Origin of the sequence: Photorhabdus akhurstii (genome assembly GCF_019090985.1) — a bacterium.
GTDB lineage: Bacteria > Pseudomonadota > Gammaproteobacteria > Enterobacterales > Enterobacteriaceae > Photorhabdus > Photorhabdus akhurstii.
This window is the reverse complement of sequence record NZ_CP020335.1, coordinates 4,405,212-4,428,833: the sequence shown is the minus strand read 5'-3', so window position 1 is coordinate 4,428,833 and position 23,622 is coordinate 4,405,212. Positions and strand designations below refer to the sequence as shown.

At 41.0% G+C, this 23,622-nt stretch carries 22 protein-coding genes; 16 read left to right on the top strand and 6 right to left on the bottom strand.

Annotation, left to right across the window (positions count from 1 at the left end; genetic code table 11):
* Window positions 1-10: 10 nt before the first annotated feature.
* Window positions 11-1,204 carry an efflux RND transporter periplasmic adaptor subunit gene (locus tag B0X70_RS18975; protein WP_036808887.1) on the bottom strand — a complete coding sequence of 398 codons (1,194 nt, stop codon included), beginning with the start codon at window positions 1,202-1,204 and terminating at the stop codon, window positions 11-13.
* Between the two features lie 129 nt (window positions 1,205-1,333).
* Between B0X70_RS18975 and acrR the strand changes: the two genes are divergently transcribed.
* The 4 genes from acrR (at window position 1,334) to B0X70_RS18955 (ending at window position 4,276) form a co-directional block, all read left to right on the top strand.
* On the top strand, window positions 1,334-1,975 hold the full coding sequence (gene acrR, locus B0X70_RS18970) for a multidrug efflux transporter transcriptional repressor AcrR (protein WP_036775150.1): 642 nt from the start codon (window positions 1,334-1,336) through the stop codon (window positions 1,973-1,975).
* 411 nt (window positions 1,976-2,386) lie between these two features.
* Window positions 2,387-3,061, top strand: coding sequence for an energy-coupling factor ABC transporter ATP-binding protein (locus B0X70_RS18965; RefSeq protein WP_040150038.1), 675 nt, complete (start codon window positions 2,387-2,389; stop codon window positions 3,059-3,061).
* On the top strand, window positions 3,058-3,687 hold the full coding sequence (locus B0X70_RS18960) for an energy-coupling factor transporter transmembrane component T family protein (protein WP_214039649.1): 630 nt from the start codon (window positions 3,058-3,060) through the stop codon (window positions 3,685-3,687). Before B0X70_RS18965 ends, B0X70_RS18960 begins: the two co-directional genes overlap by 4 nt.
* A 40-nt stretch (window positions 3,688-3,727) precedes the next feature.
* Window positions 3,728-4,276, top strand: coding sequence for a biotin transporter BioY (locus B0X70_RS18955; protein ID WP_217470117.1), 549 nt, complete (start codon window positions 3,728-3,730; stop codon window positions 4,274-4,276).
* A 202-nt stretch (window positions 4,277-4,478) separates the two neighbouring features.
* Here B0X70_RS18955 and B0X70_RS18950 read toward each other — a convergent pair whose 3' ends face one another.
* A complete protein-coding gene (locus B0X70_RS18950) occupies window positions 4,479-5,243 on the bottom strand; it encodes a 2OG-Fe(II)-dependent halogenase WelO5 family protein (protein WP_217470116.1) in 765 nt (254 codons plus the stop codon).
* Between the two features lie 122 nt (window positions 5,244-5,365).
* Here B0X70_RS18950 and B0X70_RS18945 point away from each other — a divergent pair, with 122 nt between their 5' ends.
* A complete protein-coding gene (locus B0X70_RS18945) occupies window positions 5,366-5,803 on the top strand; it encodes a DUF1284 domain-containing protein (RefSeq protein WP_040150173.1) in 438 nt (145 codons plus the stop codon).
* A 128-nt stretch (window positions 5,804-5,931) separates the two neighbouring features.
* Here the strand turns inward: B0X70_RS18945 and rsmS are convergent, their stop codons facing one another.
* Window positions 5,932-6,099 carry a pleiotropic regulatory protein RsmS gene (gene rsmS, locus B0X70_RS18940; protein WP_065389291.1) on the bottom strand — a complete coding sequence of 56 codons (168 nt, stop codon included), beginning with the start codon at window positions 6,097-6,099 and terminating at the stop codon, window positions 5,932-5,934.
* A gap of 22 nt (window positions 6,100-6,121) precedes the next feature.
* Window positions 6,122-6,664, bottom strand: a complete 543-nt coding sequence (priC, locus tag B0X70_RS18935; RefSeq protein ID WP_036808903.1) for a primosomal replication protein PriC — start codon at window positions 6,662-6,664, stop codon at window positions 6,122-6,124.
* A 145-nt stretch (window positions 6,665-6,809) separates the two neighbouring features.
* Here priC and apt point away from each other — a divergent pair, with 145 nt between their 5' ends.
* From apt to B0X70_RS18880, 11 genes are all read left to right on the top strand, one after another.
* Complete coding sequence (apt, locus tag B0X70_RS18930; protein WP_036775164.1) at window positions 6,810-7,361, top strand: adenine phosphoribosyltransferase; 552 nt, start codon at window positions 6,810-6,812, stop codon at window positions 7,359-7,361.
* Window positions 7,362-7,457: 96 nt separating this feature from the next.
* The gene (gene dnaX, locus B0X70_RS18925) at window positions 7,458-9,452 is read left to right on the top strand and encodes a DNA polymerase III subunit gamma/tau (protein ID WP_110085828.1); all 1,995 of its coding nucleotides are present in this window, start codon (window positions 7,458-7,460) and stop codon (window positions 9,450-9,452) included.
* 56 nt (window positions 9,453-9,508) lie between these two features.
* Complete coding sequence (locus B0X70_RS18920; RefSeq protein ID WP_021323842.1) at window positions 9,509-9,838, top strand: YbaB/EbfC family nucleoid-associated protein; 330 nt, start codon at window positions 9,509-9,511, stop codon at window positions 9,836-9,838.
* Window positions 9,838-10,443, top strand: a complete 606-nt coding sequence (gene recR / locus B0X70_RS18915) for a recombination mediator RecR (protein ID WP_040150051.1) — start codon at window positions 9,838-9,840, stop codon at window positions 10,441-10,443. The genes B0X70_RS18920 and recR overlap by 1 nt, the downstream gene beginning before the upstream one ends.
* A 246-nt stretch (window positions 10,444-10,689) precedes the next feature.
* Complete coding sequence (htpG, locus tag B0X70_RS18910; protein WP_181147765.1) at window positions 10,690-12,582, top strand: molecular chaperone HtpG; 1,893 nt, start codon at window positions 10,690-10,692, stop codon at window positions 12,580-12,582.
* A 184-nt stretch (window positions 12,583-12,766) separates the two neighbouring features.
* Complete coding sequence (adk, locus tag B0X70_RS18905; RefSeq protein ID WP_036775173.1) at window positions 12,767-13,411, top strand: adenylate kinase; 645 nt, start codon at window positions 12,767-12,769, stop codon at window positions 13,409-13,411.
* A gap of 176 nt (window positions 13,412-13,587) precedes the next feature.
* Window positions 13,588-14,565, top strand: a complete 978-nt coding sequence (hemH, locus tag B0X70_RS18900; RefSeq protein WP_036775176.1) for a ferrochelatase — start codon at window positions 13,588-13,590, stop codon at window positions 14,563-14,565.
* Between the two features lie 178 nt (window positions 14,566-14,743).
* Window positions 14,744-15,847, top strand: a complete 1,104-nt coding sequence (gene wzz(fepE), locus B0X70_RS18895) for an LPS O-antigen length regulator Wzz(fepE) (protein ID WP_217470115.1) — start codon at window positions 14,744-14,746, stop codon at window positions 15,845-15,847.
* Window positions 15,848-15,943: 96 nt separating this feature from the next.
* A complete protein-coding gene (locus B0X70_RS18890; RefSeq protein WP_036808913.1) occupies window positions 15,944-17,254 on the top strand; it encodes an inosine/guanosine kinase in 1,311 nt (436 codons plus the stop codon).
* A 562-nt stretch (window positions 17,255-17,816) separates the two neighbouring features.
* On the top strand, window positions 17,817-18,785 hold the full coding sequence (locus tag B0X70_RS18885; RefSeq protein ID WP_217471769.1) for an IS30 family transposase: 969 nt from the start codon (window positions 17,817-17,819) through the stop codon (window positions 18,783-18,785).
* Between the two features lie 585 nt (window positions 18,786-19,370).
* A complete protein-coding gene (locus B0X70_RS18880) occupies window positions 19,371-19,982 on the top strand; it encodes a LysE family translocator (protein WP_036808915.1) in 612 nt (203 codons plus the stop codon).
* Between the two features lie 217 nt (window positions 19,983-20,199).
* Here the strand turns inward: B0X70_RS18880 and ybaL are convergent, their stop codons facing one another.
* Together ybaL and B0X70_RS18870 are read right to left on the bottom strand one after the other, a co-directional pair.
* Entirely contained in the window at window positions 20,200-21,906 is a 1,707-nt protein-coding gene (gene ybaL / locus B0X70_RS18875) for a YbaL family putative K(+) efflux transporter (protein WP_036808918.1), read from the bottom strand.
* A 241-nt stretch (window positions 21,907-22,147) separates the two neighbouring features.
* Window positions 22,148-23,365 (bottom strand): MFS transporter, encoded by a 1,218-nt coding sequence (locus tag B0X70_RS18870; RefSeq protein WP_036808922.1) that lies wholly within the window; start codon window positions 23,363-23,365, stop codon window positions 22,148-22,150.
* Window positions 23,366-23,622 lie beyond the last annotated feature (257 nt).

Sequence of the window (23,622 nt, the reverse complement as noted above, 5' to 3'; positions counted from 1 at the left end):
GACTCCTAAATTAAGACTTTTTCGCAGGTTCAGTTTGGTTCGCAGCAGATTTTGCATTTAAGTCTACTTCTGCTGCTTTAACCGGGATGCCGGGTTTAATTTTTTGCAAACCAGTAACAATGACCCGATCACCTGCTTTCAGACCGGAAGTTACTAGCCATTTATCACCAATAGCTTGGTTAGCGGTGATAACGCGTGGTTCGACTTTTTCGTCTGCACCAACCACCATGACAGTAGCTTCACCACGAGGTGTACGGGTAACTCCTTGTTGAGGAACGAGTATTGAATCCCGGCGAATACCCTCTTCCAGTTTTGCTCGAACAAACATGCCTGGCAGTAACTCTTCATTTGGATTAGGGAATATTGCACGGATAGTGATAGAGCCCGTTGTTTCATCTACAGCGATATCAGAGAATTCCAAATAGCCTGTTTCACTGTAATTTTTACCATTCTCCATGATCAGGTGAACTTTAGCCTTACTGTCCCCTTTCTGCACAACACCTTTGGCGATTTCACTTTTAAGGCGCAGATAATCATCACTTGACTGAGTGACATCCACATAAATTGGATCTAGTTGTTGAACAGTTGTCAGTGCTGTTGGTTGACCAACAGAAACAAGAGCGCCTTCAGTTATAGTCGATTTGCCGGAACGACCACTAATCGGCGCTGTAACTTTGGTATATGCCAAATTGATACGGGCAGTCTCTACAGCCGCTTTTGCTGCCTGTACTATAGCATTCGCTTCAGCATAGTCAGCGCTGGCTTTATCAAATTCCTGTTGACTAACATAGTTTGTACCTAACAGTGACTTATATCGGTTCACTGTCAAGCGTGTGATCTCTGCATTAGCTTGAGCTTTTGCCAAATCAGCTTTAGCACTGTCATAGGTAGCCTGGTAAGTTGCTGGATCTATCTGATATAAAGATGTGCCTGCTTTTACATCGCTACCTTCTTTATAATTTCGTTTCAGAATTATACCACTTACTTGTGGACGAACTTCTGCAATGCGGAAGGCTGACGTTCGGCCTGGAAGTTCTGTCGTGACCATCAGAGGTTCATTTTTCAGCGTCACGATACCGACTTCAGGAGCCTGTTGATTCCCAGCAGCTTGCTGAGAGTCTTTGTCGTTACATCCTGAAAGAGCTAAGCTGCCTGAGAATACCAGTATTGTAGCCAGAGGCAAAACTCCCCTGTTTATTCGCATAAGTAAACCTCAATATTTTTAGATGTTGACCCTTCAATCCGTAAAACCATTACTCCATTAATAACAGCATGCTATAATACAAACATACGTGAATGTATGTAAATCCATTTTAGGTTAAAATTAGAGTGTATGGCACGAAAAACTAAACAACAGGCTGAGGAGACCCGGCAACAGATTATAGACGCAGCTATAAAAGAGTTTTCTGAGCGCGGTGTCTCTGCTACTTCACTGACAGATATTGCCACAACGGCCGGCGTAACCCGAGGGGCAATTTACTGGCACTTTAAAAATAAAGTAGACCTGTTTTCCGAAGCCTGTAGAATAACAGATTCTAAGATTGACGAATTAGAAAAAGAGTATCAAGCAAAATATCCTAATAATCCACTCCTGATTTTAAGAACTTTAATCATCCATATCCTGACGTCGGTCATTGACGATCCGAAAAACCGGCTATTAATGGAGATTTTTTTCCACAAATGTGAGTTTGTTGGTGAAATGTCTGCCTTGGTGGAAGTCCGTCAGGAGCTGTGTGTTGCAGACTATGTTCGTATTGAAGAGTCTCTTTCTAGTTGTATTGCATCAGGCCAGCTTCCTTATAATCTTCATCTGCGGCGAGCGGCTATCATGTTAAGAGGATTGATAACGGGCTTGCTGGAAAACTGGTTATTTGCGCCAGATAGTTTTGATATTCAGAAAGAAGCGGAGTCGTTAGTAGATAGTTTTATCGATATGCTTAAATATAGTGAGCATATGAAAGTTGCTGAAAAATGAAGAACCAGAATAATAGAGGTGAATTCTATTTTGGTAATTGCTAACAATGTGGCTAATGGCAAAAAATCATTATCTTATGCTCTTTGTTTATCTGCTGCTATATAAGAGATGAGACAGAGAAACTAAGTTGAAAATATTTCTAATATCAGATGCTGTTGCCGGTTTTGTTAGGGAAGAGGTCAAAGAAAAGCTATAACTTAAGGTAAATTTTTAAGATTCTGACTGTATAAAATGTACTGATTAAATTTAGAAGGGTGGAACAGGAGCTTGTGATATCAGCAAGTTGGAACTGGTTGATAACGCTGAAATCAGTATATTGATTGAATTTTCCCTACGGATTCTGTAGGCAGACACAGTGCTAAGTAGGAGTAGTGTTAAGTTGCTGGCTGCAATGTTAAGAGATAACCATCTATGTTGGAAGTACGAAATGTGACGCATGCCTATGGCGAGCGAGTAATATTGAAAGAGTTAAATTTGCAGCTTAAGGAAAAACGGATTGCCATCATAGGTAGTAACGGTTGTGGCAAAAGTACATTTGCACGTCTTCTTAATGGATTATTGGTACCGAAAAGTGGTGATGTTTTGGTGGATGGTTTGAACACCAGAACAGAGGGTAAGGCGATCCGACGTAAGGTTGGTTTCGTATTCCAGAATCCTGACAATCAGATCGTTTTTCCAGTCGTTGAGGAGGATTTGGCCTTTGGAATGAAAAATCTCGGTTTTACCAAGGACAAGATTCGGCAAAGAACGCAGGAAGCTCTTTCTCGGTATGATTTACTTCAATTTAGGGAGCATCCTGCCCATCTTTTAAGTGGTGGTCAGAAACAACTCCTTGCGATTTCTGGTGTCCTTGTGATGGAGCCCGATTACATTATTTTCGATGAGCCTACAACCTTGTTGGATTTACGAAACAAGCGCCGTGTTGCTGAAGCAATCGATAACTTATCTCAAACTGTGATTGTAGTTTCTCATGACCTTGATTTTTTGGCGGGATTTGATCGTGTTCTGGTTTTTGATGATGGTCGCGTTGTTGTTGATGACATACCCTCTATTGCTATTCCTGAATACGTAAGGATGATGTTATGAGCCTGTCTGGGTATGACCCTGGTTCATCATTTGTACATAGAATTAGCCCGGGGCTTAAAATTATTGCTTTGGTCATTCTGGGAACATTACTTTTCGTTATTCCACGTATCGATCTCTCTGTTGCAGCGTTGGCGTGCATAGTACTTTTATACTTATTAGCCAGAATCTCATTAAAAACTGCTTGGATGCAATTACGGTCAGCGCTATGGATCTTCGTACTTATTTTTATAGTCCAATTGCTTCTACACCACTGGACCGCAGGTGTACTTGTGGTAGTTCGTCTTGTCTCACTTTTATTGCTGGCCTCACTTGTCACTCTTACTACTCGCTCTTCTGATATGATCGACGCCTTGGAAAAGGGCCTTGGGTGGTTGTACTATCTTGGCATCAATCCTGGAAAAGTGAGTTTGGCTCTATCGCTTGCTTTGCGGTTTATCCCTGTTCTGGCGTCAATTACAGAAGAAGTACGGGAGGCGCAGAAAGCAAGAGGTCTCGATAAGAGTGTCATTGCAATTGCAGTTCCTGTTATTGTGCGAATGCTCAAAATGGCAGACGATATTTCTGCTGCTATTGAAGCTCGGTCCTATGATCCAGGATTTGACAGAAATAAATCAAGCAGCAAGTAAAGCAGGGGTTGTGGCTTTATCGAAAAGAAAGGGGGATTAAATGTCTACCAAAGATATTGTTTATATAGCACTATTTGCCTCTCTAACCGTAGCACTGGGTTTATTTCCGCCACTGACACTTCCCGTTGTGGGCGTTCCGATAACAGCGCAGTCAATGGGAGCAATGCTTGCTGGTGCCATCATTGGTGCGAAACGGGGTGGATTAGCACTGTTGCTCTTTTGTGTGTTTGTTTCCGTTGGATTACCGGTAATGTCTGGAGGGAGGGGAGGATTGAGTGTATTTCTCAGTCCAAGTGGTGGTTTTATTTTGTCATGGCCGATTGCCGCTTTTGTCATCGGCTATTTGTATGAGAAGAATCTTGCAAAACTGAATACCTTTAAAGAAGCTGTATTTCTTGTCTTTGGCGGCATTATGGTTGTTTATGTCATCGGTATCCCGTGGATTGCCTTATTTGCTAATATCAGCATTCGGCAAGCAGCCGCAGGTTCAATTGGGTTCATACCGGGAGATATTATCAAAATCGTACTGGTTATTTTGATTGCGAAGACGGTCCGTCGGGCTTACCCTACTCTTGAACCGCGTTCTTAAGTGTCATCATTGTGCTTATTATGGACCAGACGACTGGACGATAACCTTCAACGGTAACTTAAAGATATAATGTCAGTTAATTGTAGTTTTTCTGCATATCACGACATTTCCCTCGTGATAATTGTTACAACATATAAAATAGCGGTAGGGTAGGAAAAAGTGCTCTTAATGTTCAACTTCCAGATATCTTACTGAAATACTATTACGACCATAAAATCAACTTTTTCTCATTTAATACACCGATGAAGGAGCCTGTTGCAATGCGATTGCTGCTTGCAGGCAGGATAATATGAGGGTTACTGGTGTTGAAAATGACGACAGAGCCAACTTGAGGTCGGAAAGTGAAAGACTCACAATCAACCAATAAAGCACGATCATACGGTTTGTACGTTTTATCAACGACAGTACTCTTGAATGGTTGGTTATAGATCACGGTTTCTCCTCCCTGAGAGGGAGATAAAATATAGAGGTTCCAGGCAAGTTGAGTCGATATATCTCCGACGACTAAATTTCCTTTCGCAAAAGTAGGTGCGTAGTCCACATGTAGATCCGAACCACCGGAGATAATCCGGACGATACCGGCAAAATAGGGGCCAAATCCCGGTTCTTCAGCGACCGAAATGCTGAAATTTGTATCGTGATTGATATATCGTATGAACCGAGCAACTGGATCAAAAGCTTGATTGATAATTTGGGTGAGATCTTGTTCAGCTACGCTAACTTGAGCGAAATATTGCTCTTTTGGTCGATTACGGTAATGAGCGAGTGGATTTCCTAAATAAGACCCCGGCCTTCCAAACTCATATGGCTTTGCCTTCATGCTCAGTATTGCAGACGAAAGCTGTTCTGCTTCTTCTTTAGTTGCAAAATCATCTATCATCGCTGCTGGAATCTTGTTATCTATGATTGCCTGCAAGCTTTCTGATGATAATTTGACAAGCTCGTTTGATACCCACCGTGACGACATAGTAGTCGATTCCTAGCCGATTTTCTTTATATTAGAAAAACTGATCTATTGATGGTCAGTATTAATCATATAGCATTGGTTGTATAAAAATGCAACATCTGATCACATTCGGGAGCGCAATAATGACAATATCTCTGAGAGGTCATCACCTTTTGTGTATTCTTACCTACGCAGGCAACGGATATTCCCCTGATTTTGTTGAAAATTATAATAGGATTATTCCTCGAATTCGGGATGAAGATATTCTGATTGTGGCAGGGCCGGATGACATATGTATTCCTTTGCTTGGAGAAGACAAACCTCATTGTTTTGGCGAGAGTGTTATTGTCCGGGATGGTCGAGCTTTGGAAGCCATTGGTTCTCTTATGGGCCGATCAATTGAGGTAGGTCATACGTTGAGGCTTGATGAAACCTATTTAGAACGGGCTCGATGGGCTTTTAATCGCGGGATCATAAGAGCCGCTTGTGTAGGTTGTGAATGGGAACCGCTTTGCACTCGAATTGCTGCGGATGATTATTCTTCAACGTTTCTTAAACGAAATAGCGGAAAGAGCGAGTGACGATATAAAGCCGTTTGAAATTTTGCAAAGGCTGATATTGATATGAATGTATGACCACATACTTAAGACAAATGTGAATCTCTTATAGTATCGATCAGGGTATCTATTAAGGTGTTGAAGTAAATGGCTCAATACTCCTTTGTCGACGGTGATTGCTTCGCTAATTTTGCTTGATAGTCGTGTTTGACTATTTCCAGTGCGGCGAGGGCGATTTCAGGAGTGATTTCATTGCATTCCAGTAAATAGATCAGATCAACAGCAAGTTGAACTTCGGGTGGTGCATGTTCGACGGACATAAAACATTCCTCATCTGAATCGTTAGTCCATGTTCTCTTTGTATTCGATTGATTTTTCAATTCGCATCAGAGATTGACGGCAACGTGCTAGCCTTCCGGCTAATGCCGCGATTTCTTTCTGTATTTTTTGTTGATGACTAAGTGTAGTTTGTTGATTCAATTTTAGCTCTCTATCATTGATCATTGCGAGTAGACGGCGTTCATAATCCTGATGTTCAGCCAGTTTGTGATACAGGTCAGTAGCTTGTTGTTTATGTTCAAATCGGCTCTCTTTTTTTCTTAATGATTGGGTGGACAATTCACGCTTTAATGCCTCTATTTGGGCAACTAGGCGTTCAGTTAGAAATGCGACCTGTTCGGTTCGGTGATCCTGAACACACTCTTTGAGTTGTTCCATGTTGTGCCTGACTTCTTGTAGATAGCCTCGGAGTTTATCGCTATGTCGGTTAAATAAAGCCTGATCAAACCGGGCAGTAGAGAATGGCGTGTCAGCTAATGGTGCTATCTCTTCTGCCAGTATATCGACCTGTTTTTCGAGTAAATTTAATAACGGCTGTGTATTCATTTATACCCTAAAATGGTTATGTCTTGCGAAGCAGAATTAATCTGGGACGACAAAAAGTAGGCTGATGCGTGTTCATCAGTTGCTTTTTTCTATCAGTTTACATAGATTTTAGAACCTCCGTGTTCTACTCATCATTGGCCCGATTATGACCGCAAACGCGCAGCAACTGCAATTTATTAAAGACAGCATTGAAACGATTCCTGATTACCCGAAACCAGGGATTCTTTTTCGTGATATTACTACTTTATTGGATAACCCTCTTGCCTACCAAATGACAATTGATCTTCTGGTAGCGCGATATCAAGACAAAGGCATTACAAAAGTTGTTGGCACAGAAGCTCGCGGTTTTCTGTTTGGCGCTCCGGTTGCGTTACGTCTTGGTGTTGGTTTTGTTCCTGTTCGTAAAGCGGGCAAACTACCTCGGGAAACATTGAGTGAAACGTACGATCTAGAGTATGGCGCTGATAAGTTGGAAATGCATAAAGATAGCGTAAAAGAAAACGATAAGGTGTTGGTTATTGATGATTTGCTGGCAACGGGGGGAACGGTTGAAGCCACTGTTCGTTTAATCCGTCGCTTAGGCGGTGAAGTTTTTGAAGCGGCCTTTATTATTGGTTTGCTTGGTTTAGGCGGTGCTGAGCGTCTGCAAAAACAAGGTGTAAGTAGTTTTACTCTACTTGAATTCCCAGATCATTAATCTACTTATTTTCGTATTACTAACATATCGGCCTCGCTGTCTGTAGTGAGGCTGTGTTAGCATGGTACCCAACTGTATTCGATTTTCCCGGTATCAATGAGCTATCAGGTACTTGCCCGTAAGTGGCGCCCACAAATATTTTCTGATGTCATTGGTCAGGAATATATCCTGACTGCGTTGGCTAATGGTCTTGCCCACGGTCGGCTTCATCACGCCTACTTATTTTCTGGCACGAGAGGTGTCGGGAAAACAACGATCGCCCGTTTGTTTGCCAAAGGGCTAAATTGTGAAACGGGTATTACTGATGAGCCTTGTGGTAAATGTGTTAATTGCCTTGAAATTGAACAGGGGCGATTTGTCGATTTAATTGAAATTGATGCGGCTTCCCGTACCAAAGTCGAAGACACGCGTGAATTGCTAGATAACGTGCAATATGCTCCGGCTCGTGGGCGTTTTAAAGTCTACCTGATTGATGAAGTGCATATGCTTTCCCGCCACAGCTTCAATGCGTTATTGAAAACGTTGGAAGAGCCGCCTGAGCATGTGAAATTTCTACTGGCAACGACTGATCCGCAAAAATTGCCAGTGACCATTCTTTCCCGTTGCTTGCAGTTCCATCTCAAATCGCTGGATATTGGTCAAATAAGCGATCAGCTTGAACGTATTCTTAAAGCTGAACATATAGAGAGTGACAGCCGTGCTCGTCAGCTATTGGCTCGCGCTGCTGATGGCAGCATGCGTGATGCGTTGAGTCTAACAGATCAGGCTATTGCTATCGGGCAGGGCCAGGTAACAGCCGAAATAGTTAGCTTGATGCTAGGAACATTAGATGATGAGCAACCGTTATCAATTATTGAAGCATTGATTCGAGCTGACGGTCAGCAGGTTATGGCATTGGTGGAACAAGTTGCTTCACGTGGTGCTGACTGGGAAGATTTGTTGGTAGAGATCCTTTCATTGCTACATCGGATTGCAATGCTCCAACTATTACCTTCCCAACCAGAGATCGTTTCTTCATCGATTGAAGGTCGTTTGCGCATATTGGCAAAAGCTATTTCACCGGAAGATTTGCAACTTTATTACCAAACTTTGCTGATTGGTCGTAGGGACTTGCCGTATGCACCGGAGCGCAGGATGGGGGTTGAAATGGCTCTGTTCAGAGCTTTGGCATTTCATCCCAAAAAAGTTATTGAAGAGGTTGCTGCGCCGGTGGTAAATCCTGCGGTTATACCATCAGTTACAACACCAGTTACAGCACAGCCGAAACATAAACAGAGTGATCAGGGGGATGTGCCACCTGCTAATGATATTAATGAACCGGCACAATTGGATAGAACTTCTCCGTCGCAACCTCAGATACCTCAGGCGCTTTCATCAAGCCCAACCGCGCAGTTGCTGAAAGCAAGGAGTGTGTTATCCCGACAACAAGAGCAAGCGCCAGCAAAAAAGCCTGAATCGGCTACGTCGGTTAAGATGAAGTCAGCAACTTCAACACTGGAACGGCTTGCCGCAGTGTCAGGGCAGCGACCTCAGTCATCAATAGATAAAAAACAGGAAAACAAACCTGAGAAAAAAGAAGCTTACCGTTGGCGTGCCAAGAATATTGAGGAGAAAACAGAAACTCATGTGGCTACACCAAAGGCTTTAAGAACAGCTTTGGAACATGAGAAAACACCGGAGCTGGCAGAGAAATTAGCGGAAGAATCTAAACAGAGAGATGAATGGGCCGCAGAAGTTGGTAAACTTAAAATTCCTAAACTGGTGCAACAATTGGCATTAAATGCGTTCAAAGAGCAGATTAGTGCAAATAATATCCGTTTACACCTACGTTCGAGCCAGCGTCACCTTAATTCCGCTTTCGCACAAAAATCATTAGCGGGGGCTTTGAGCGAGTTGTATGGCGCAACGGTTGAATTCAGCATTATTGAAGATGATAATCCTGCGGAGAAAACTCCGCTGGAGTGGCGACAAGCCATTTATGAAGAGAAATTGGCACAAGCTCGCCAATCAATTATTGCGGATAAAACTATTCAAACATTGCGGCAGGTATTTGATGCTGAATTGGATGAAGAGAGTATCCGACCGGTTTAACCATGCTGCAATCTGTACCTTGTTGTACGATGTAGCCATAGCGAAGAGAGAAATCTATGTTTGGTAAAGGTGGTTTGGGCAATTTGATGAAACAGGCCCAGCAAATGCAGGACAAAATGCAGAAAATGCAAGAAGAGATCGCCAATCTGGAAGTGACGGGTGAATCGGGTGCAGGTCTGGTTAAAGTGACTATCAATGGTGCCCATAATTGCCGTCGTGTTGAGATCGATCCAAGCCTGATGGAAGATGACAAAGAGATGCTGGAGGACCTGATTGCTGCTGCATTCAACGACGCAGCTCGTCGTATTGAAGAGACTCAGAAAGAGAAGATGGCAAGTGTTTCCAGTGGGATGCAACTGCCGCCAGGCTTTAAGATGCCATTCTGATGCAAACCAGTCCTCTCCTTGAATCCTTGATGGAAGCATTACGCTGTTTACCAGGGGTTGGCCCTAAATCTGGGCAGCGGATGGCTTTTCATCTGCTACAGCGTGATCGCAGTGGTGGAATGCGTTTGGCTCAGACATTGACCAGAGCGATGTCAGAAATTGGACACTGCAAATATTGCCGGACTTTTACCGAGCAGGAACAGTGCACGATTTGTGCTAATCCACGCCGTCAACAAAATGGTCAAATCTGTGTGGTTGAAAGCCCTGCGGATATTCATGCTATTGAACAAACTGGGCAGTTTGCCGGGCGTTACTTTGTATTGATGGGGCATTTATCCCCATTAGATGGTATTGGCCCAATGGATATTGGTTTAGATCGTCTTGAGGATCGGCTCGCCACTGAAGAGATTTCAGAGGTGATTCTGGCGACTAATCCGACAGTAGAGGGAGAGGCCACTGCCAATTATATCGCAGAGATATGCGTTCAATACGGTGTAACAGCAAGTCGTATTGCTCATGGCGTACCAGTTGGTGGTGAACTTGAGATGGTAGATGGTACAACACTGTCTCATTCAATTGCCGGGCGGCAGAAGATTACTTATTGATTTTCTGTTAGTGCCTTACGGTTTTGACCGAATAGTGTTGTAACCAGATTAGAGCAAATCGTAAAGGTTTTGAGGCGCTACATTTATGTGGCGCATGCCTTTTAGTTCATTATTGCTATGATCAAAAGTTACTTCATAATTCTTTTGGATAATCAAACTTGAAATTCAACTTATTTATCCCCATCTGCATATCATCGTCTGATTTTGTCTGTCTGAACTGGATTTAGATTGAGGTAATAAATGAGTATGAAAGGTCAGGAAACCCGTGGATTTCAGTCTGAAGTAAAACAACTTCTGCAATTAATGATCCATTCACTCTATTCCAATAAAGAGATTTTCCTTCGTGAGCTAATCTCAAACGCTTCCGATGCTGCTGACAAATTACGTTTCCGCGCATTATCTGTTCCAGAACTTTATGAAAATGATGGTGAACTACGCGTTCGTCTTTCTTTTGATAAAGAAAAGAGAAGCATCACGATCAGTGATAATGGCATTGGAATGACTCGTGATGAAGTTATCGATAATCTTGGAACAATCGCTAAATCAGGAACAAAAGCTTTTCTGGAATCTATTGGTTCAGATCAGGCTAAAGACAGCCAGTTAATTGGTCAGTTTGGTGTTGGGTTTTACTCTGCATTTATTGTGTCTGATAAAGTCACTGTACGTACTCGTGCGGCTGGCGCTTCAATTGATCAGGGCGTATTTTGGGAGTCTGCCGGAGAAGGCGATTACACGGTTGCTGATATTGAAAAAGAGACGCGCGGTACAGAGATCACCCTTCATTTACGTGAAGGAGAAGATGAATTCCTGAATGACTGGCGTTTGCGTTCTGTTATTAGTAAATACTCTGACCATATTGCTTTGCCGGTTGAAATTGAAACCAAAAACAAGAGCGAAGAAGAGGGTGAAGAGGATACAGTAACTTGGGAAAAGATTAATAAAGCTCAAGCTTTGTGGACTCGTGGTAAATCTGAAATTACAGATGAAGAGTACAAAGAGTTCTACAAACATATTTCTCATGATTTTTCTGATCCGCTGATCTGGAGCCATAACCGCGTAGAAGGTAAACAGGAATATACTAGCATGCTCTATATTCCGTCTCAGGCTCCGTGGGATATGTGGAACCGTGAGCATAAGCACGGTCTGAAATTGTATGTCCAGCGAGTGTTTATTATGGATGATGCGGAACAGTTTATGCCGAACTATTTACGCTTTGTCCGTGGCCTGATTGACTCCAACGACTTGCCGCTGAATGTTTCCCGTGAAATTTTACAAGATAATTCTATTACCCGTAATTTACGTAATGCATTGACCAAACGTGCATTACAGATGCTGGATAAACTGGCGAAAGATGATGCAGAAAAGTACCAGCAATTCTGGCAACAGTTTGGTCTGGTAATGAAAGAAGGTCCGGCAGAGGATAGTACCAATAAGGAAACTATCGCTAAATTACTGCGTTTTGCTTCTACTCATAATGATAGCTCGGCACAGACAGTTTCTCTGGAAGAGTATGTTAGCAGGCTGACCGAAGGTCAGGATAAGATCTACTACATCACCGCAGACAGTTACGCTGCGGCGAAAAACAGTCCTCATTTGGAGCTGTTCCGTAAAAAAGGTATTGAAGTTCTGTTGCTGTCAGAGCGCATTGATGAATGGATGATGGGATACCTCACTGATTTTGATGGTAAAAAATTCCAGTCAGTCAGTAAAGCCGATGAGTCCCTGGATAAACTGGCAGATGAAAACAAAGCCGAGCAGGAAGAAATTGAAAAGCAACTGGAACCGTTTGTTGAGCGTGTGAAAACACTGCTTGGTGATCGCGTGAAAGAGGTTAAATTGACTCACCGTCTGACTGATACTCCAGCAATTGTGACAACAAATGCGGATGAAATGAGCACGCAGATGGCGAAATTGTTTGCTGCGGCTGGTCAACAAGTGCCGGATGTTAAGTACAATTTTGAACTGAATCCTGATCATCAGTTGGTAAAACTGGCTGCTGATATCAGTGATGAGGCTCAATTTGCGGATTGGATTGAACTGTTGCTTGATCAGGCATTGTTTGCCGAACGTGGCACATTAGAAGACCCAAATCAGTTTATTCGCCGTATGAATCAGTTGCTATTGTCTGAAAAAGCTTGATTTAACTATATTTCTTGATAACGATTGTAAACCACGCCTCTAATAATAAGATGGGGCGTGGTTTATTTTTACAGAAAAATATCACGAAATCGTTTACCTGTTTCCTTGAGCGAACCCCATGCTAAATGGTATGGTGATTCGTTTTCTGAAAATATAAAAACTAACTAGCAAGGGGATTTACGCAATGCGTATTATTCTGCTGGGCGCTCCGGGCGCCGGTAAAGGGACTCAGGCGCAATTCATCGTGGAGAAATATGGGGTCCCTCAAATTTCTACTGGCGATATGTTGCGTACTGCGGTTAAGGCTGGCACAGAATTGGGTTTAAAAGCGAAAGCGCTGATGGATCATGGTAAGCTGGTTACTGATGAACTGGTTATTGCTTTGGTCAAAGAGCGTATCAAACAAGATGACTGCCGCAATGGTTTCTTGTTGGATGGGTTCCCTCGTACGATTCCCCAAGCTGATGCAATGAAAGAAGCGGGGATTAATGTTGATTATGTCCTGGAATTCGATGTTCCTGATGAACTGATTATTGAACGTATCATTGGGCGCCGTATACATGTGCCATCTGGCCGTGTTTATCACATCAAATTTAATCCGCCGGCAGTGGAGAACAAGGATGATGTGACGGGTGAAGAGTTGACCGTTCGTAAAGACGATAACGAAGATATCGTGCGTAAACGTTTAGTTGAATATCATCAACAGACAGCACCTTTAGTATCCTACTATCAAAAAGAAGCAGAGGCAGATTATACCAAATATTTTAGAATTGATGGTACTCGTAAGGTATCTGAGATTAGTGAAGAATTATCTAAAATTTTGGATTAATCAACCTGAATGATTCTTAGAAGGCGACTAATAAGTCGCCTTATCTTATATTATTTATTTACTGTATCAGGTAAATTAGTCGGTTTTTCCTCATTGTTTTCGTATATAAACATGATTTTCATCTGTACTTTATTATGCTAGGGTTTTCACCAGCGAAACAATTAAGGATCGACATAATGAACAACGGTAAATATGGTGTTTTATTAGTTAATCTTGGTACTCCTGATAAGCCAACAACTGCGGCTATAAGACGTTATTTAGCCGAGTTTCTGAGCGATAAAAGAGTCGTAGACTTATCTCGATTTATCTGGAAGCCGATATTATATGGTTTTGTTTTGCCTTTACGTTCTTCACGTGTAGCAAAGTTATATCAGAAAATTTGGACTGATGAAGGTTCTCCTCTGTTAGTATATGGCCGTCGGCAACAGAAATTACTGGCAGAGAAACTTGCTGACATCCCTGTTGAACTGGGAATGAATTACGGTTCTCCATCTCTTGAGCAAGCGATTGATAACTTACTTAAGCAGAATGTTGAACAATTGATTGTTTTGCCGCTTTATCCCCAATATTCCAGCTCCTCATCTGCGGCGGTATTTGATGGTATCAGTCGGGTATTGCAAAAATATCGCACTATTCCTGGGATTCACTTTATTCGTAATTATGCTGCTCATCCGGCTTATATTTCTGCACTGAAAGAGACTATTGAGCAGAGTTTCGATAAGCATGGTCAACCAGACAGATTATTGCTTTCCTATCATGGCATTCCGCAGCGTTTTGTTGATACGGGTGATATTTATGCTGAGCAGTGTAAATTAACAACACGATTGCTAAAGCAAGCAATTAATTATCCGGCAGAGCAGGTAATAATGGCTTATCAGTCGCGTTTTGGTCGTGAACAATGGTTGACGCCATACATGGATCAAACAGTGAAATCCCTGCCTAATCAGGGAATAAAGCATATTCAGGTGATTTGCCCCGGATTTTCGTCTGATTGTCTGGAAACTTTGGAAGAGATAAAACAGCTAAATAAAGAGATATTTCTTAATGCTGGAGGGGAAAAATTTGAATATATTCCGGCGCTTAACGACAATACTAGTCATATTTTACTCCTTGAAGCGTTGGTTAACGGGTTTGTCAGAAACAGAAATGAATAGTGATAGGATTAATCTATCATTAGGGTTCATTGGCTTTTTAAGGTATATTGCTACAAGGATGCCAGCCTAGTGGAACTGCCATACTTATTTCAGAGTAAATGGGAACTAACCTATAGGCTAGTGGGATGATTTTTTGTATATCAATTAGTAACAGCATATTTGAATTTGGATATAAATAATGAGTAATAAACCGATTAAAAGCACTAATTTCAGTGAAGAATATTTTAATTATTACAACTCAAAACAAGATGATGAAATTGATTTGTTTGAGTTATTCTCTGTTTTATTTCAATCAAAGTTATTGATTATTGCTGTTACTATTCTTTTTGCTGTTATTGGCTTTGCAGCAGCTTCTTTGATGCCACAAAAGTGGAGTAGTTCGGCTTCTGTTGTTAAACCTCAACTTGAAGAGATACAACCACTTAAAGATACCCTGACTAAGTTAGAGGTTTTAAGTTTACAACCATCAATAACTTCGTCGTCGTTGTATAATAATTTTTTAAATAATTTTAATTCACGGGTTTTACGTGAAGAATATCTGATCAATACAGATTATTTTAAAAATCTGATAGCGAAATCAGATGATCATTCACCGCTTGCAAAAAGAAAACTTATTGAAAAGATTGTAAATGATAATATTTCATCTTCTTCAAAAGCGGAGAAAGATGATGAAAGTGGTGAAACTAAATTGATTTTCAGTGCTGGAACTGCTGAGGATGCATATAACCTGTTAAATGGCTATATTGACTATGTGTCGTCTGTTGTTCATGAGCAGGTGAAGAGTGAATTAAGTGATATGGTAAAACAAAAGCTTGCTTACTCTGAAGGTTTATATAAGGTTGATTTAAATCGTGTGAATAACGTACAGGAAGCAAATATTGAGCGATTGAAACATGCATTATCTATTGCTAATTCAGCAGGAATTAAAAAACCTATTTCCAGTGAAGGTGCAATGATCAAAGACGATCCAGATTATTCCATTGCTTTGGGGGCTGATGCATTACAACGTAAGCTGAAAATTACGGAGGATATTAAAGATCCCGCCTCAGTTGATGCTGACTTACGTAACCGTTTGTTCTATATAAAGGCGCTTAAGGCACTTAAAATAGACACAGTTAATTTCCAACCATTCAAATATATGCAGGCTCCTTATGAGCCAACGGCGAAAGATTCACCGAAACGTTTACTTATTTTGGTAGGCAGTGCTTTTATTGGGCTGATCCTAGCTGTGGTGTTTGTTCTGATCCGTCATATGGCACGTAGTCGTCAGAAAGCGGCGTAGTTTTTTTGGTAGCAAATGTCGAATGACATTTGCTGCCTGTTAGTCTTTTGTTGTGCTAATATGCTGCATCTTTTAGCGTTATAGCATCAACCAAAAATGAAATTCCCCGGTAAACGTAAATCAAAACACTATTTTCCCGTCAGTCTGCGTGATCCTTTACTCCAGCCAATTAAAGAGATGATGGATGGTGAGAATAACCGAGCTTATATCGTTGGCATCGATCAGACATTAGTAGATATTGAAGCGAAAGTAGACGAAGATTTTATCCAGCGCTATAACCTCAGCCAAGGGCATTCATTAGTTATTGAAGATGATGTCGCTGAAGCCCTGTATAAAGAACTTACTGATAATAATCTTATTAGCCACGAATTTGCTGGCGGCACTATTGGTAATACCTTACATAATTACTCGGTTCTTGCCGATGATCGTTCTGTCTTACTAGGTACTATGTGCAATAATATTCAGATTGGCAGCTATGCTTACCGCTATTTATGTAACACATCTAGCCGTACTGATCTGAACTACTTACAAGGTGTGAACGGGGCAATTGGGCGCTGTTTTACGCTAGTAACGGAAAATGGTGAGCGCACTTTTGCCATCAGTCCTGGGCAAATGAATCAACTTAAGCCGGAGAGTATTCCTGAGAAGATTATTGCTGAAGCTTCTGCATTGGTGTTAACCGCTTACCTGGTTCGTTGTAAACCGGGAGAACCAATGCCAGAAGCGACCATGAAGGCCATTGAATATGCGAAAAAACATAGTGTGCCTGTCGTTCTGACGTTGGGGACAAAATATGTTATTGCTGATGATCCACAATGGTGGCGTGACTTTTTAGTTGAGAATATTTCTGTTTTGGCAATGAATGAAGATGAGGCTTATGAGCTTACTGGTTGCAGTGATCCGCTATTAGCTTCAGATATGGCGTTGGATTGGGTTGATTTAGTTTTGTGTACCGCTGGTCCGGCTGGACTATATATGGCAGGTTATACGGAAAAAGATTACATGCGTCAGACAACTCACCCATTGCTACCGGGGGCTATTGCTGAATTTAACCGTTATGAATTCAGCCGCGCTATGCGTAAATCTGATTGCCAAATCCCAATGAAAGTTTATTCCCATATTGAACCTTATATGGGGGGGCCGGAAAGAATCATGAATACCAATGGTGCTGGTGATGGTGCTTTATCTGCTTTACTGCATGATATAACGGCTAATAATCACCACAGAATGAATGTGCCTAATTCCAGTAAACATCTCCGTACTTATCTGACATATTCATCACTTGCTCAGGTTTGTAAATATGCAAATAGAGTTAGCTATCAGGTATTGAGTCAGCATTCCCCACGATTAAGTCGTGGCTTACCTGAAAAAGAAGACAGTTTGGAAGAGTCTTATTGGGAGCGATAATTCTGAAATTTCGGCGCCGTATTAATTTATACGGTGCCGAAATTTAGGTATAAAATCATTTATTAAGATTATGAATGATAGTTAAAGTTTATTTTATTAAGAATAATGATTTTTTGTTGAATTGATAAAAGAAAAAGTATTTTGTTCTTATTTATATATCTGTCTAAATAAATTCACATAATATGTAAAAATATTCTGGAATAGAATATTTATATCATTCAGATAGCAAAAATATGCAAATGAAATTTTCTGTTTGTTTTTTTCTTTCAACTTATCCTATTGTTTTATATATGATAATTACGCATGATAGAGCATTTATAATATAGCTATATATCGCTAAAATTATCAACTAGACTTGTGCTGATTTAATGATTTCTCTAATTTTTCTATTTATTTTATGAGGTAACAGATGGAAGATGAATTTGGACTAAAATCACAATTTTTAAAAATATTGGAACTGATTTTTCAATTGTTGATGGCGGATTCGACTAATAAGCGCAATTTTTCAGAAAGGCGGTCAGTTGCTATAGTAGGCATCTTTCCCGCCACAGGAGAATGCGCTATGGCCTATACACAACTGACCGAGACAGAAAGATATCAGATTTCCAGTTTAAAAACAGCGGGTTTTTCACAGCTTTTCATTGCTGAGTCACTTAAGCGAAGTCCGTCGACCATCAGCAGAGAATTGAAGAGAAATCAAGAAGTTCAAACCTATTGCCCTGAACAGGCTCATTTGAAGGGATTGGCTCGTCGTTATTTTGCTAAAAAAGCCGTAAAAATAACGCCGGAAGTCAAAAAATGGATAAAACGGTTAATTTGGCAAGATTTAAGTCCTGAACAGGTGGTTGATTATTTGAAGCGGCATAAAGGGATATTTTTGCATCATGAGACGATTTATAGGCTGATTTATCAAGATAAAATAGAGGGGGGTGATTTATGGCAACATCTGCGAATTGCCAGAAAACCCTATCGTAAACGCTATGGCCGCTATGAAAAAAGAGGCAAAATTAAAAATCGGGCCAGTATTGATGAACGCCCGGAATTCGTTGATAAAAAAGAACGTATTGGCGACTGGGAAGGTGATACGATAATAGGGAAAGATAAAAAAAGTGTCTTATTAACCCTGGTTGACCGCAAAACGTTGTATACCATAATTGTTAAACTTGATAGCAAGCGGGCATTAGAAGTCGCAAAAGCGGTAGTGAAAGTATTATTCCAGTTAAAACAAAGGGTTAAGACCATCACATTCGATAACGGTTTGGAGTTCGCAGAGCATGAAATCATGAGTAAAAAATTAGAAACCCAAATTTATTTTGCTCACCCTTACTCGCCTTGGGAAAGAGGGATAAATGAGAATATCAATGGACTCATCAGACAATACTTTCCAAAGGGAACGGATTTTAATGAAGTCTCAGATCAGGAAATAAATTTTGTGGTAAACCGATTAAATAATCGCCCCCGAAAAACACGGGGAGGGAAAACACCGAATGAATTATTTAAAGGAATACGAACATGTTTACTTCCGGATTAACGATGTTGCACTTATTATGTGAATCCAAGGATTTTAATAATTATAATCAAGATGATTGGCTAGAGGATACTCCTTTATTAGTAATATACTGAAATGATATTCTTTATATATTGAAATGATATCGACCATATATAGAAATGATATTAGTTATATATGGATTGGTGCTGCTATATTCTAGAAATAGCCCCTAGGCTGATACGGAGTTTAATATTTTTTTGTATAGTATTGATATGTGAGTTAGTGTTTTCTAATCCTAATTCCGATAGCGAAATTTTATCGATGATTGATAACTTAGAAGGATCATTTAGCGAAATACTTTTTGTTTACTGTAATTATTTGATTTTGTGGCCTATATTAGGACAGATTTTTTGTATCTTTTATTATTGAATTGGAGTTATTGAGACTACTAACATTTGAAGAAAATACGTAGCTAATAGCTATTAAATGAAAGTCATAGTATTTAATGACTATAACGTATTATTGCTAATTTAAAGAAATGGAGGAACGTGATGAAATTTTTTATTAAAAATTTCCTATTATATTTCAAGTAATTAATTATTATCTATAACAGCCATTGAGGATACTATGAATAGTTACTACGATTATATAAGAATTGCCAGTATGGTGAGTATGGTCTTAATTATGCCGGGACCAACCAATACTCTTTTGGTATCGTCTGGATATTCACATGGTTTTATTAGTACACTCAGGCTGATATTAGCTGAGGCACTGGGTTATATAACAGCAATTAGTTTGTGGGGGTTATTTTTATCTACTGTCTCTCATGCTTTCGTATGGTCATTAGTTATCTTAAAGATGTGTGCTTCGACATACATTGCTTATTTGGCTTTTAAAGTTTGGCATTTCTCATTAGACAAGAATGCGGCGAAAATCCACTTTATCACGGTATTATTTGCCACGTTGCTGAATCCTAAGGCTTTTGTGTTTGCTACATATATATTTCCTCTTACTGCATTTACTTTGTGGTCAGAATACATTCCATGTATGGCGGTTTTTGTTTGCGCGTTATTGCCTGTTTCTTTAATTTGGGTGGGGGTTGGGAAAATGCTATATGCAGGAAAGCTGGGAAAAGGGAGTTTAAAACCTGATCTGTTTTATCGTCTCGCTTCTGTAGTGTTATGTGTTTTCTCTGTTTCAATGTTTTACACGTCAATGAAAGGTGTTTTATATCTTTGACGTAATGAAATATTTGATATTACGACTTTCCGATTGATTTTTGCTGTACAGAATTGAGTAGATCGATACTGTAACTGAAAGCTTTGTTTCCTCTGAGCCGTTCTTATCGCTGGTACTTAAAGTGATAAGAACAGGCTCATATGGTTCACTATAGAATAGAAGAAAAAACCCTACTCGGTAAGGAATAGGGAATGATTTCATCAACAGTCGCGTCTTCTTAGATTAATGGCGAAAAGGGCGACGCAGGGGGAGGCTCAGTCGGATAGCCTTGCTCACTATTGGCTAATACACTTGCCATTGTTTTGGCAATTTCACGCTCGCCAATAATAACGTGGCTAGCCCCACGCTCCGTGATATAGGTAACTTCATCGTCATAGTCAGCTCGGACAATGATATTAATATCTGGGCGTGCTTCTCTTGCACTAGCGACAATCTCACCTGCTTCATAGCCATTGGGAATGGTCAGTAGAAGGGAGCAGGCGCAATCCAAGCGAGCCAGTGACATAATATCTTTGCTGGCGGCGTTGCCCATGACGGCACTGATACCTTGTTCACCGAGTTCCTCAAATTTGGCTCTGGTGTTTTCAATAACAACCAGAGGGATCTCTTTTTCCTGCAAGCGTTGGCATAGCAAGCTGCCGATACGTCCGTAGCCGACAACGATAGTGTGACCGCAGATATCGACAGGAATTTGCGTCTCTTCCTCCAGCGTTTCTTCCAGCAACTGTTCCTCAATAGTTTCTGTTTTTTCCAGATAGCGATCCAACAGGCTAAATAGAACTGGGTTTAGCATGATAGAAACAATCGCGCCAGCTAGAACAAGATTACGGGCATTTCCATCCAGTAAGCCAAGTGCGACCCCAAGACCAGCCAGAATAAAGGCAAATTCACCGATTTGTGCCAGACTGACTGAAATTGTCAACGCAGTCCGGCGTGAGTGGCCGAACATCTTTACGAGTAACATTGCAGCCGCGGACTTACCAATAATAATGATTGCTAACGTTGCCAATATAGATAGTGGCTGTTGAATGAGGACCATTGGATCGAACAGCATGCCAACAGAAACGAAGAACAATACGGCGAAAGCATCTCTGAGTGGCAGCGTATCTTGGGCGGCACGGTGGCTTAGTTCTGATTCGTTTAATACCATACCGGCGAAGAACGCCCCTAGTGCGAATGAAGCATCAAACAGAGCAACGGCGCCGTAAGCGATACCCAAGGCGATAACCAACACGGCAAGGGTAAACAGTTCTCTGGAGCCAGTACTGGCGGTTTTTGCCAGTACCCACGGAATTAGACGACGGCCAACAACAATCATCAGCAGGATAAACGCGATAACTTTGCCGACGGTCATGGCGAGTTCGATAACTAACTGCCCAATATCGGCTTCTTTATTACCAAGAATACCGGCAGCCGCAGGCAGTAATACCAGAGTCAGCACCATCGCCAGATCTTCGACAATCAGCCAGCCAATAGCTATTTGACCTCGTTGGCTATCGATCAGTTGGCGCTCTTCTAGCGCTCGTAACAGAACAACGGTACTGGCGGTTGATAGACAGAGACCAAAGACGATACCGCTAAATAATTCCCACCCCAGTATTGCTGATAATCCTACTCCGAGTAATGTCGCGACCAATATTTGCGCAATCGCTCCGGGGATAGCAATGGATTTTACAGCGAGCAGATCTTTGAGTGAAAAATGCAGTCCAACACCAAACATCAATAAGATGACACCAATTTCTGCCAATTCGGGGGCCAGTGATGCATCAGCGACAAAACCAGGAGTGAAAGGACCAGCGAGTACTCCCGCAGTAAGATAACCAACCAGCGGTGAGATTTTCAGGCGTTGTGCCAGCATACCGAGCAGATAAGCGATAAAGAACCCGCCAACGATAGTGGTGATAAGTGGTGTCGAGTGCTCCATTAAGACTCCTTCGTGCTGAGGCTAGTAAATAGCATAGTGAAGAGGTAGGTGTAACTGTATTTTATAGATAATTCGAGGTAAATTCGCTAAAAAAATGAATAAAACATCAAAAAATATGGATTGAAAGGATTAAATTACCCGTAACAGGGATTTGTGTTGTTCTATTTGAATATTTATAAGGTAAATAAGCACTATTCCCACATAAAAAGTAAATTTTATGTGGGGTTGGATGGTGATTTTTCTAGTTCTTATCTTCTATATTAGGTAATAAAGCGGTAAATATGCCAAGTAATGGCAGAAAAGCACAAATCTGATAAACCAGTTCAATACTTGTTCTGTCTGCAATATCACCAAGTACCGCTGCGCCAATACCTCCCATACCAAAAGCTAGCCCAAAAAACAGGCCGGATACCATCCCGGTTTTACCTGGAATAAGTTCCTGAGCGTATACCAGGATTGCAGAGAACGCAGATGCTAGAATCACACCAATAATCACTGATAGAATACTTGTCCAGTATAGAGAAGCGTAAGGCAGAACTAAGGTAAAAGGTGCAACTCCTAGGATAGATATCCAGATAACATACTTTCGGCCGATCCTGTCGCCAATTGGTCCACCAATAATGGTTCCTGCTGCAACTGCGAATAAAAAAATAAACAGATGAAATTGGGCGTTTTGTACGGAAATGCCAAATTTGTGTATTAAGTAAAAAGTATAATAGCTACTGATACTGGTGAGATAAAAATATTTGGAAAATATTAAAATTAGCAAAATAACCAAGGAACCTATCACGGTTTTTCTTGATAAAACTTTGACGGCGAAGTCAGTTTTAGCTTGATTTTTCTTGATGTAATTCTGAGCCTTATACCATTTACTGATCTGTAGCAGCACGATGATGCCGAGTAATGCTGCCAGAGTGAACCAGCCAACGTTGCCTCTGCCATAGGGAGCAATAAACACAGCAGCTAGCAAAGGCCCAAGGGAACTGCCGAAATTACCGCCGACCTGGAAAAGAGATTGAGCTAATCCGTGTCGACCACCGGATGCCATACGTGCTACGCGCGACGATTCCGGGTGGAATACCGAAGAGCCTGTACCAATTAATGCAGATGCTAATAGAATTAACGAGAAATTGTTGGCGTAGGCCAGCAGTAATAGACCGGATAAAGTGAAACTCATTCCAACAGGTAATGAATAGGGTTGTGGATGTTTATCAGTATAGAGACCTATCAGTGGTTGTAATAAAGAGGCGGTAATCTGATAGGTCAGTGTGATCATACCGATTTGCACAAAACTTAGGTTAAATTCTAATTGTAGTAAAGGATAAATCGCCAGAATCAGCGATTGGATCATATCGTTCAATAAGTGTGAAACACTGATTGCACCAAGAATAGTGAAAACGGTATTCCTGGTTTTTCTTGTGGGAGATGGGGCTATAGTAGTATTGCTCTGTTCACTCATATTCGCTGCCAACCTGTCTTAATCAGTAATCAGTAATCAGTAATCAGTAATCAGTAATCAGTAATCAGTATATTGGTTATTTGTTGAATTTTAATACATATTAGGTAGAGAGTTGATTTTTTACTATTTTGGGTATAGTTTTATGGTACTCCCGCGAAGACGAAGCAAAACATGTTCTAATAACTGCATAACATACATAACCTATCTCAAGAAATGATCAATTTATCCCGCCTTGTTAGCTTTTGAAGCTGTTTTTG

Excerpts from the sequence above, each read along its gene's own strand:
- B0X70_RS18975 (WP_036808887.1), bottom strand. The coding sequence starts at position 1,204 with ATGCGAATAAACAGGGGAGTTTTGCCTCTGGCTACAATACTGGTATTC.
- acrR (WP_036775150.1), top strand. The coding sequence starts at position 1,334 with ATGGCACGAAAAACTAAACAACAGGCTGAGGAGACCCGGCAACAGATT.
- B0X70_RS18965 (WP_040150038.1), top strand. The coding sequence starts at position 2,387 with ATGTTGGAAGTACGAAATGTGACGCATGCCTATGGCGAGCGAGTAATA.
- B0X70_RS18960 (WP_214039649.1), top strand. The coding sequence starts at position 3,058 with ATGAGCCTGTCTGGGTATGACCCTGGTTCATCATTTGTACATAGAATT.
- B0X70_RS18955 (WP_217470117.1), top strand. The coding sequence starts at position 3,728 with ATGTCTACCAAAGATATTGTTTATATAGCACTATTTGCCTCTCTAACC.
- B0X70_RS18950 (WP_217470116.1), bottom strand. The coding sequence starts at position 5,243 with ATGTCGTCACGGTGGGTATCAAACGAGCTTGTCAAATTATCATCAGAA.
- B0X70_RS18945 (WP_040150173.1), top strand. The coding sequence starts at position 5,366 with ATGACAATATCTCTGAGAGGTCATCACCTTTTGTGTATTCTTACCTAC.
- rsmS (WP_065389291.1), bottom strand. The coding sequence starts at position 6,099 with ATGTCCGTCGAACATGCACCACCCGAAGTTCAACTTGCTGTTGATCTG.
- priC (WP_036808903.1), bottom strand. The coding sequence starts at position 6,664 with ATGAATACACAGCCGTTATTAAATTTACTCGAAAAACAGGTCGATATA.
- apt (WP_036775164.1), top strand. The coding sequence starts at position 6,810 with ATGACCGCAAACGCGCAGCAACTGCAATTTATTAAAGACAGCATTGAA.
- dnaX (WP_110085828.1), top strand. The coding sequence starts at position 7,458 with ATGAGCTATCAGGTACTTGCCCGTAAGTGGCGCCCACAAATATTTTCT.
- B0X70_RS18920 (WP_021323842.1), top strand. The coding sequence starts at position 9,509 with ATGTTTGGTAAAGGTGGTTTGGGCAATTTGATGAAACAGGCCCAGCAA.
- recR (WP_040150051.1), top strand. The coding sequence starts at position 9,838 with ATGCAAACCAGTCCTCTCCTTGAATCCTTGATGGAAGCATTACGCTGT.
- htpG (WP_181147765.1), top strand. The coding sequence starts at position 10,690 with ATGAAAGGTCAGGAAACCCGTGGATTTCAGTCTGAAGTAAAACAACTT.
- adk (WP_036775173.1), top strand. The coding sequence starts at position 12,767 with ATGCGTATTATTCTGCTGGGCGCTCCGGGCGCCGGTAAAGGGACTCAG.
- hemH (WP_036775176.1), top strand. The coding sequence starts at position 13,588 with ATGAACAACGGTAAATATGGTGTTTTATTAGTTAATCTTGGTACTCCT.
- B0X70_RS18890 (WP_036808913.1), top strand. The coding sequence starts at position 15,944 with ATGAAATTCCCCGGTAAACGTAAATCAAAACACTATTTTCCCGTCAGT.
- B0X70_RS18885 (WP_217471769.1), top strand. The coding sequence starts at position 17,817 with ATGGCCTATACACAACTGACCGAGACAGAAAGATATCAGATTTCCAGT.
- B0X70_RS18880 (WP_036808915.1), top strand. The coding sequence starts at position 19,371 with ATGAATAGTTACTACGATTATATAAGAATTGCCAGTATGGTGAGTATG.
- ybaL (WP_036808918.1), bottom strand. The coding sequence starts at position 21,906 with ATGGAGCACTCGACACCACTTATCACCACTATCGTTGGCGGGTTCTTT.
- B0X70_RS18870 (WP_036808922.1), bottom strand. The coding sequence starts at position 23,365 with ATGAGTGAACAGAGCAATACTACTATAGCCCCATCTCCCACAAGAAAA.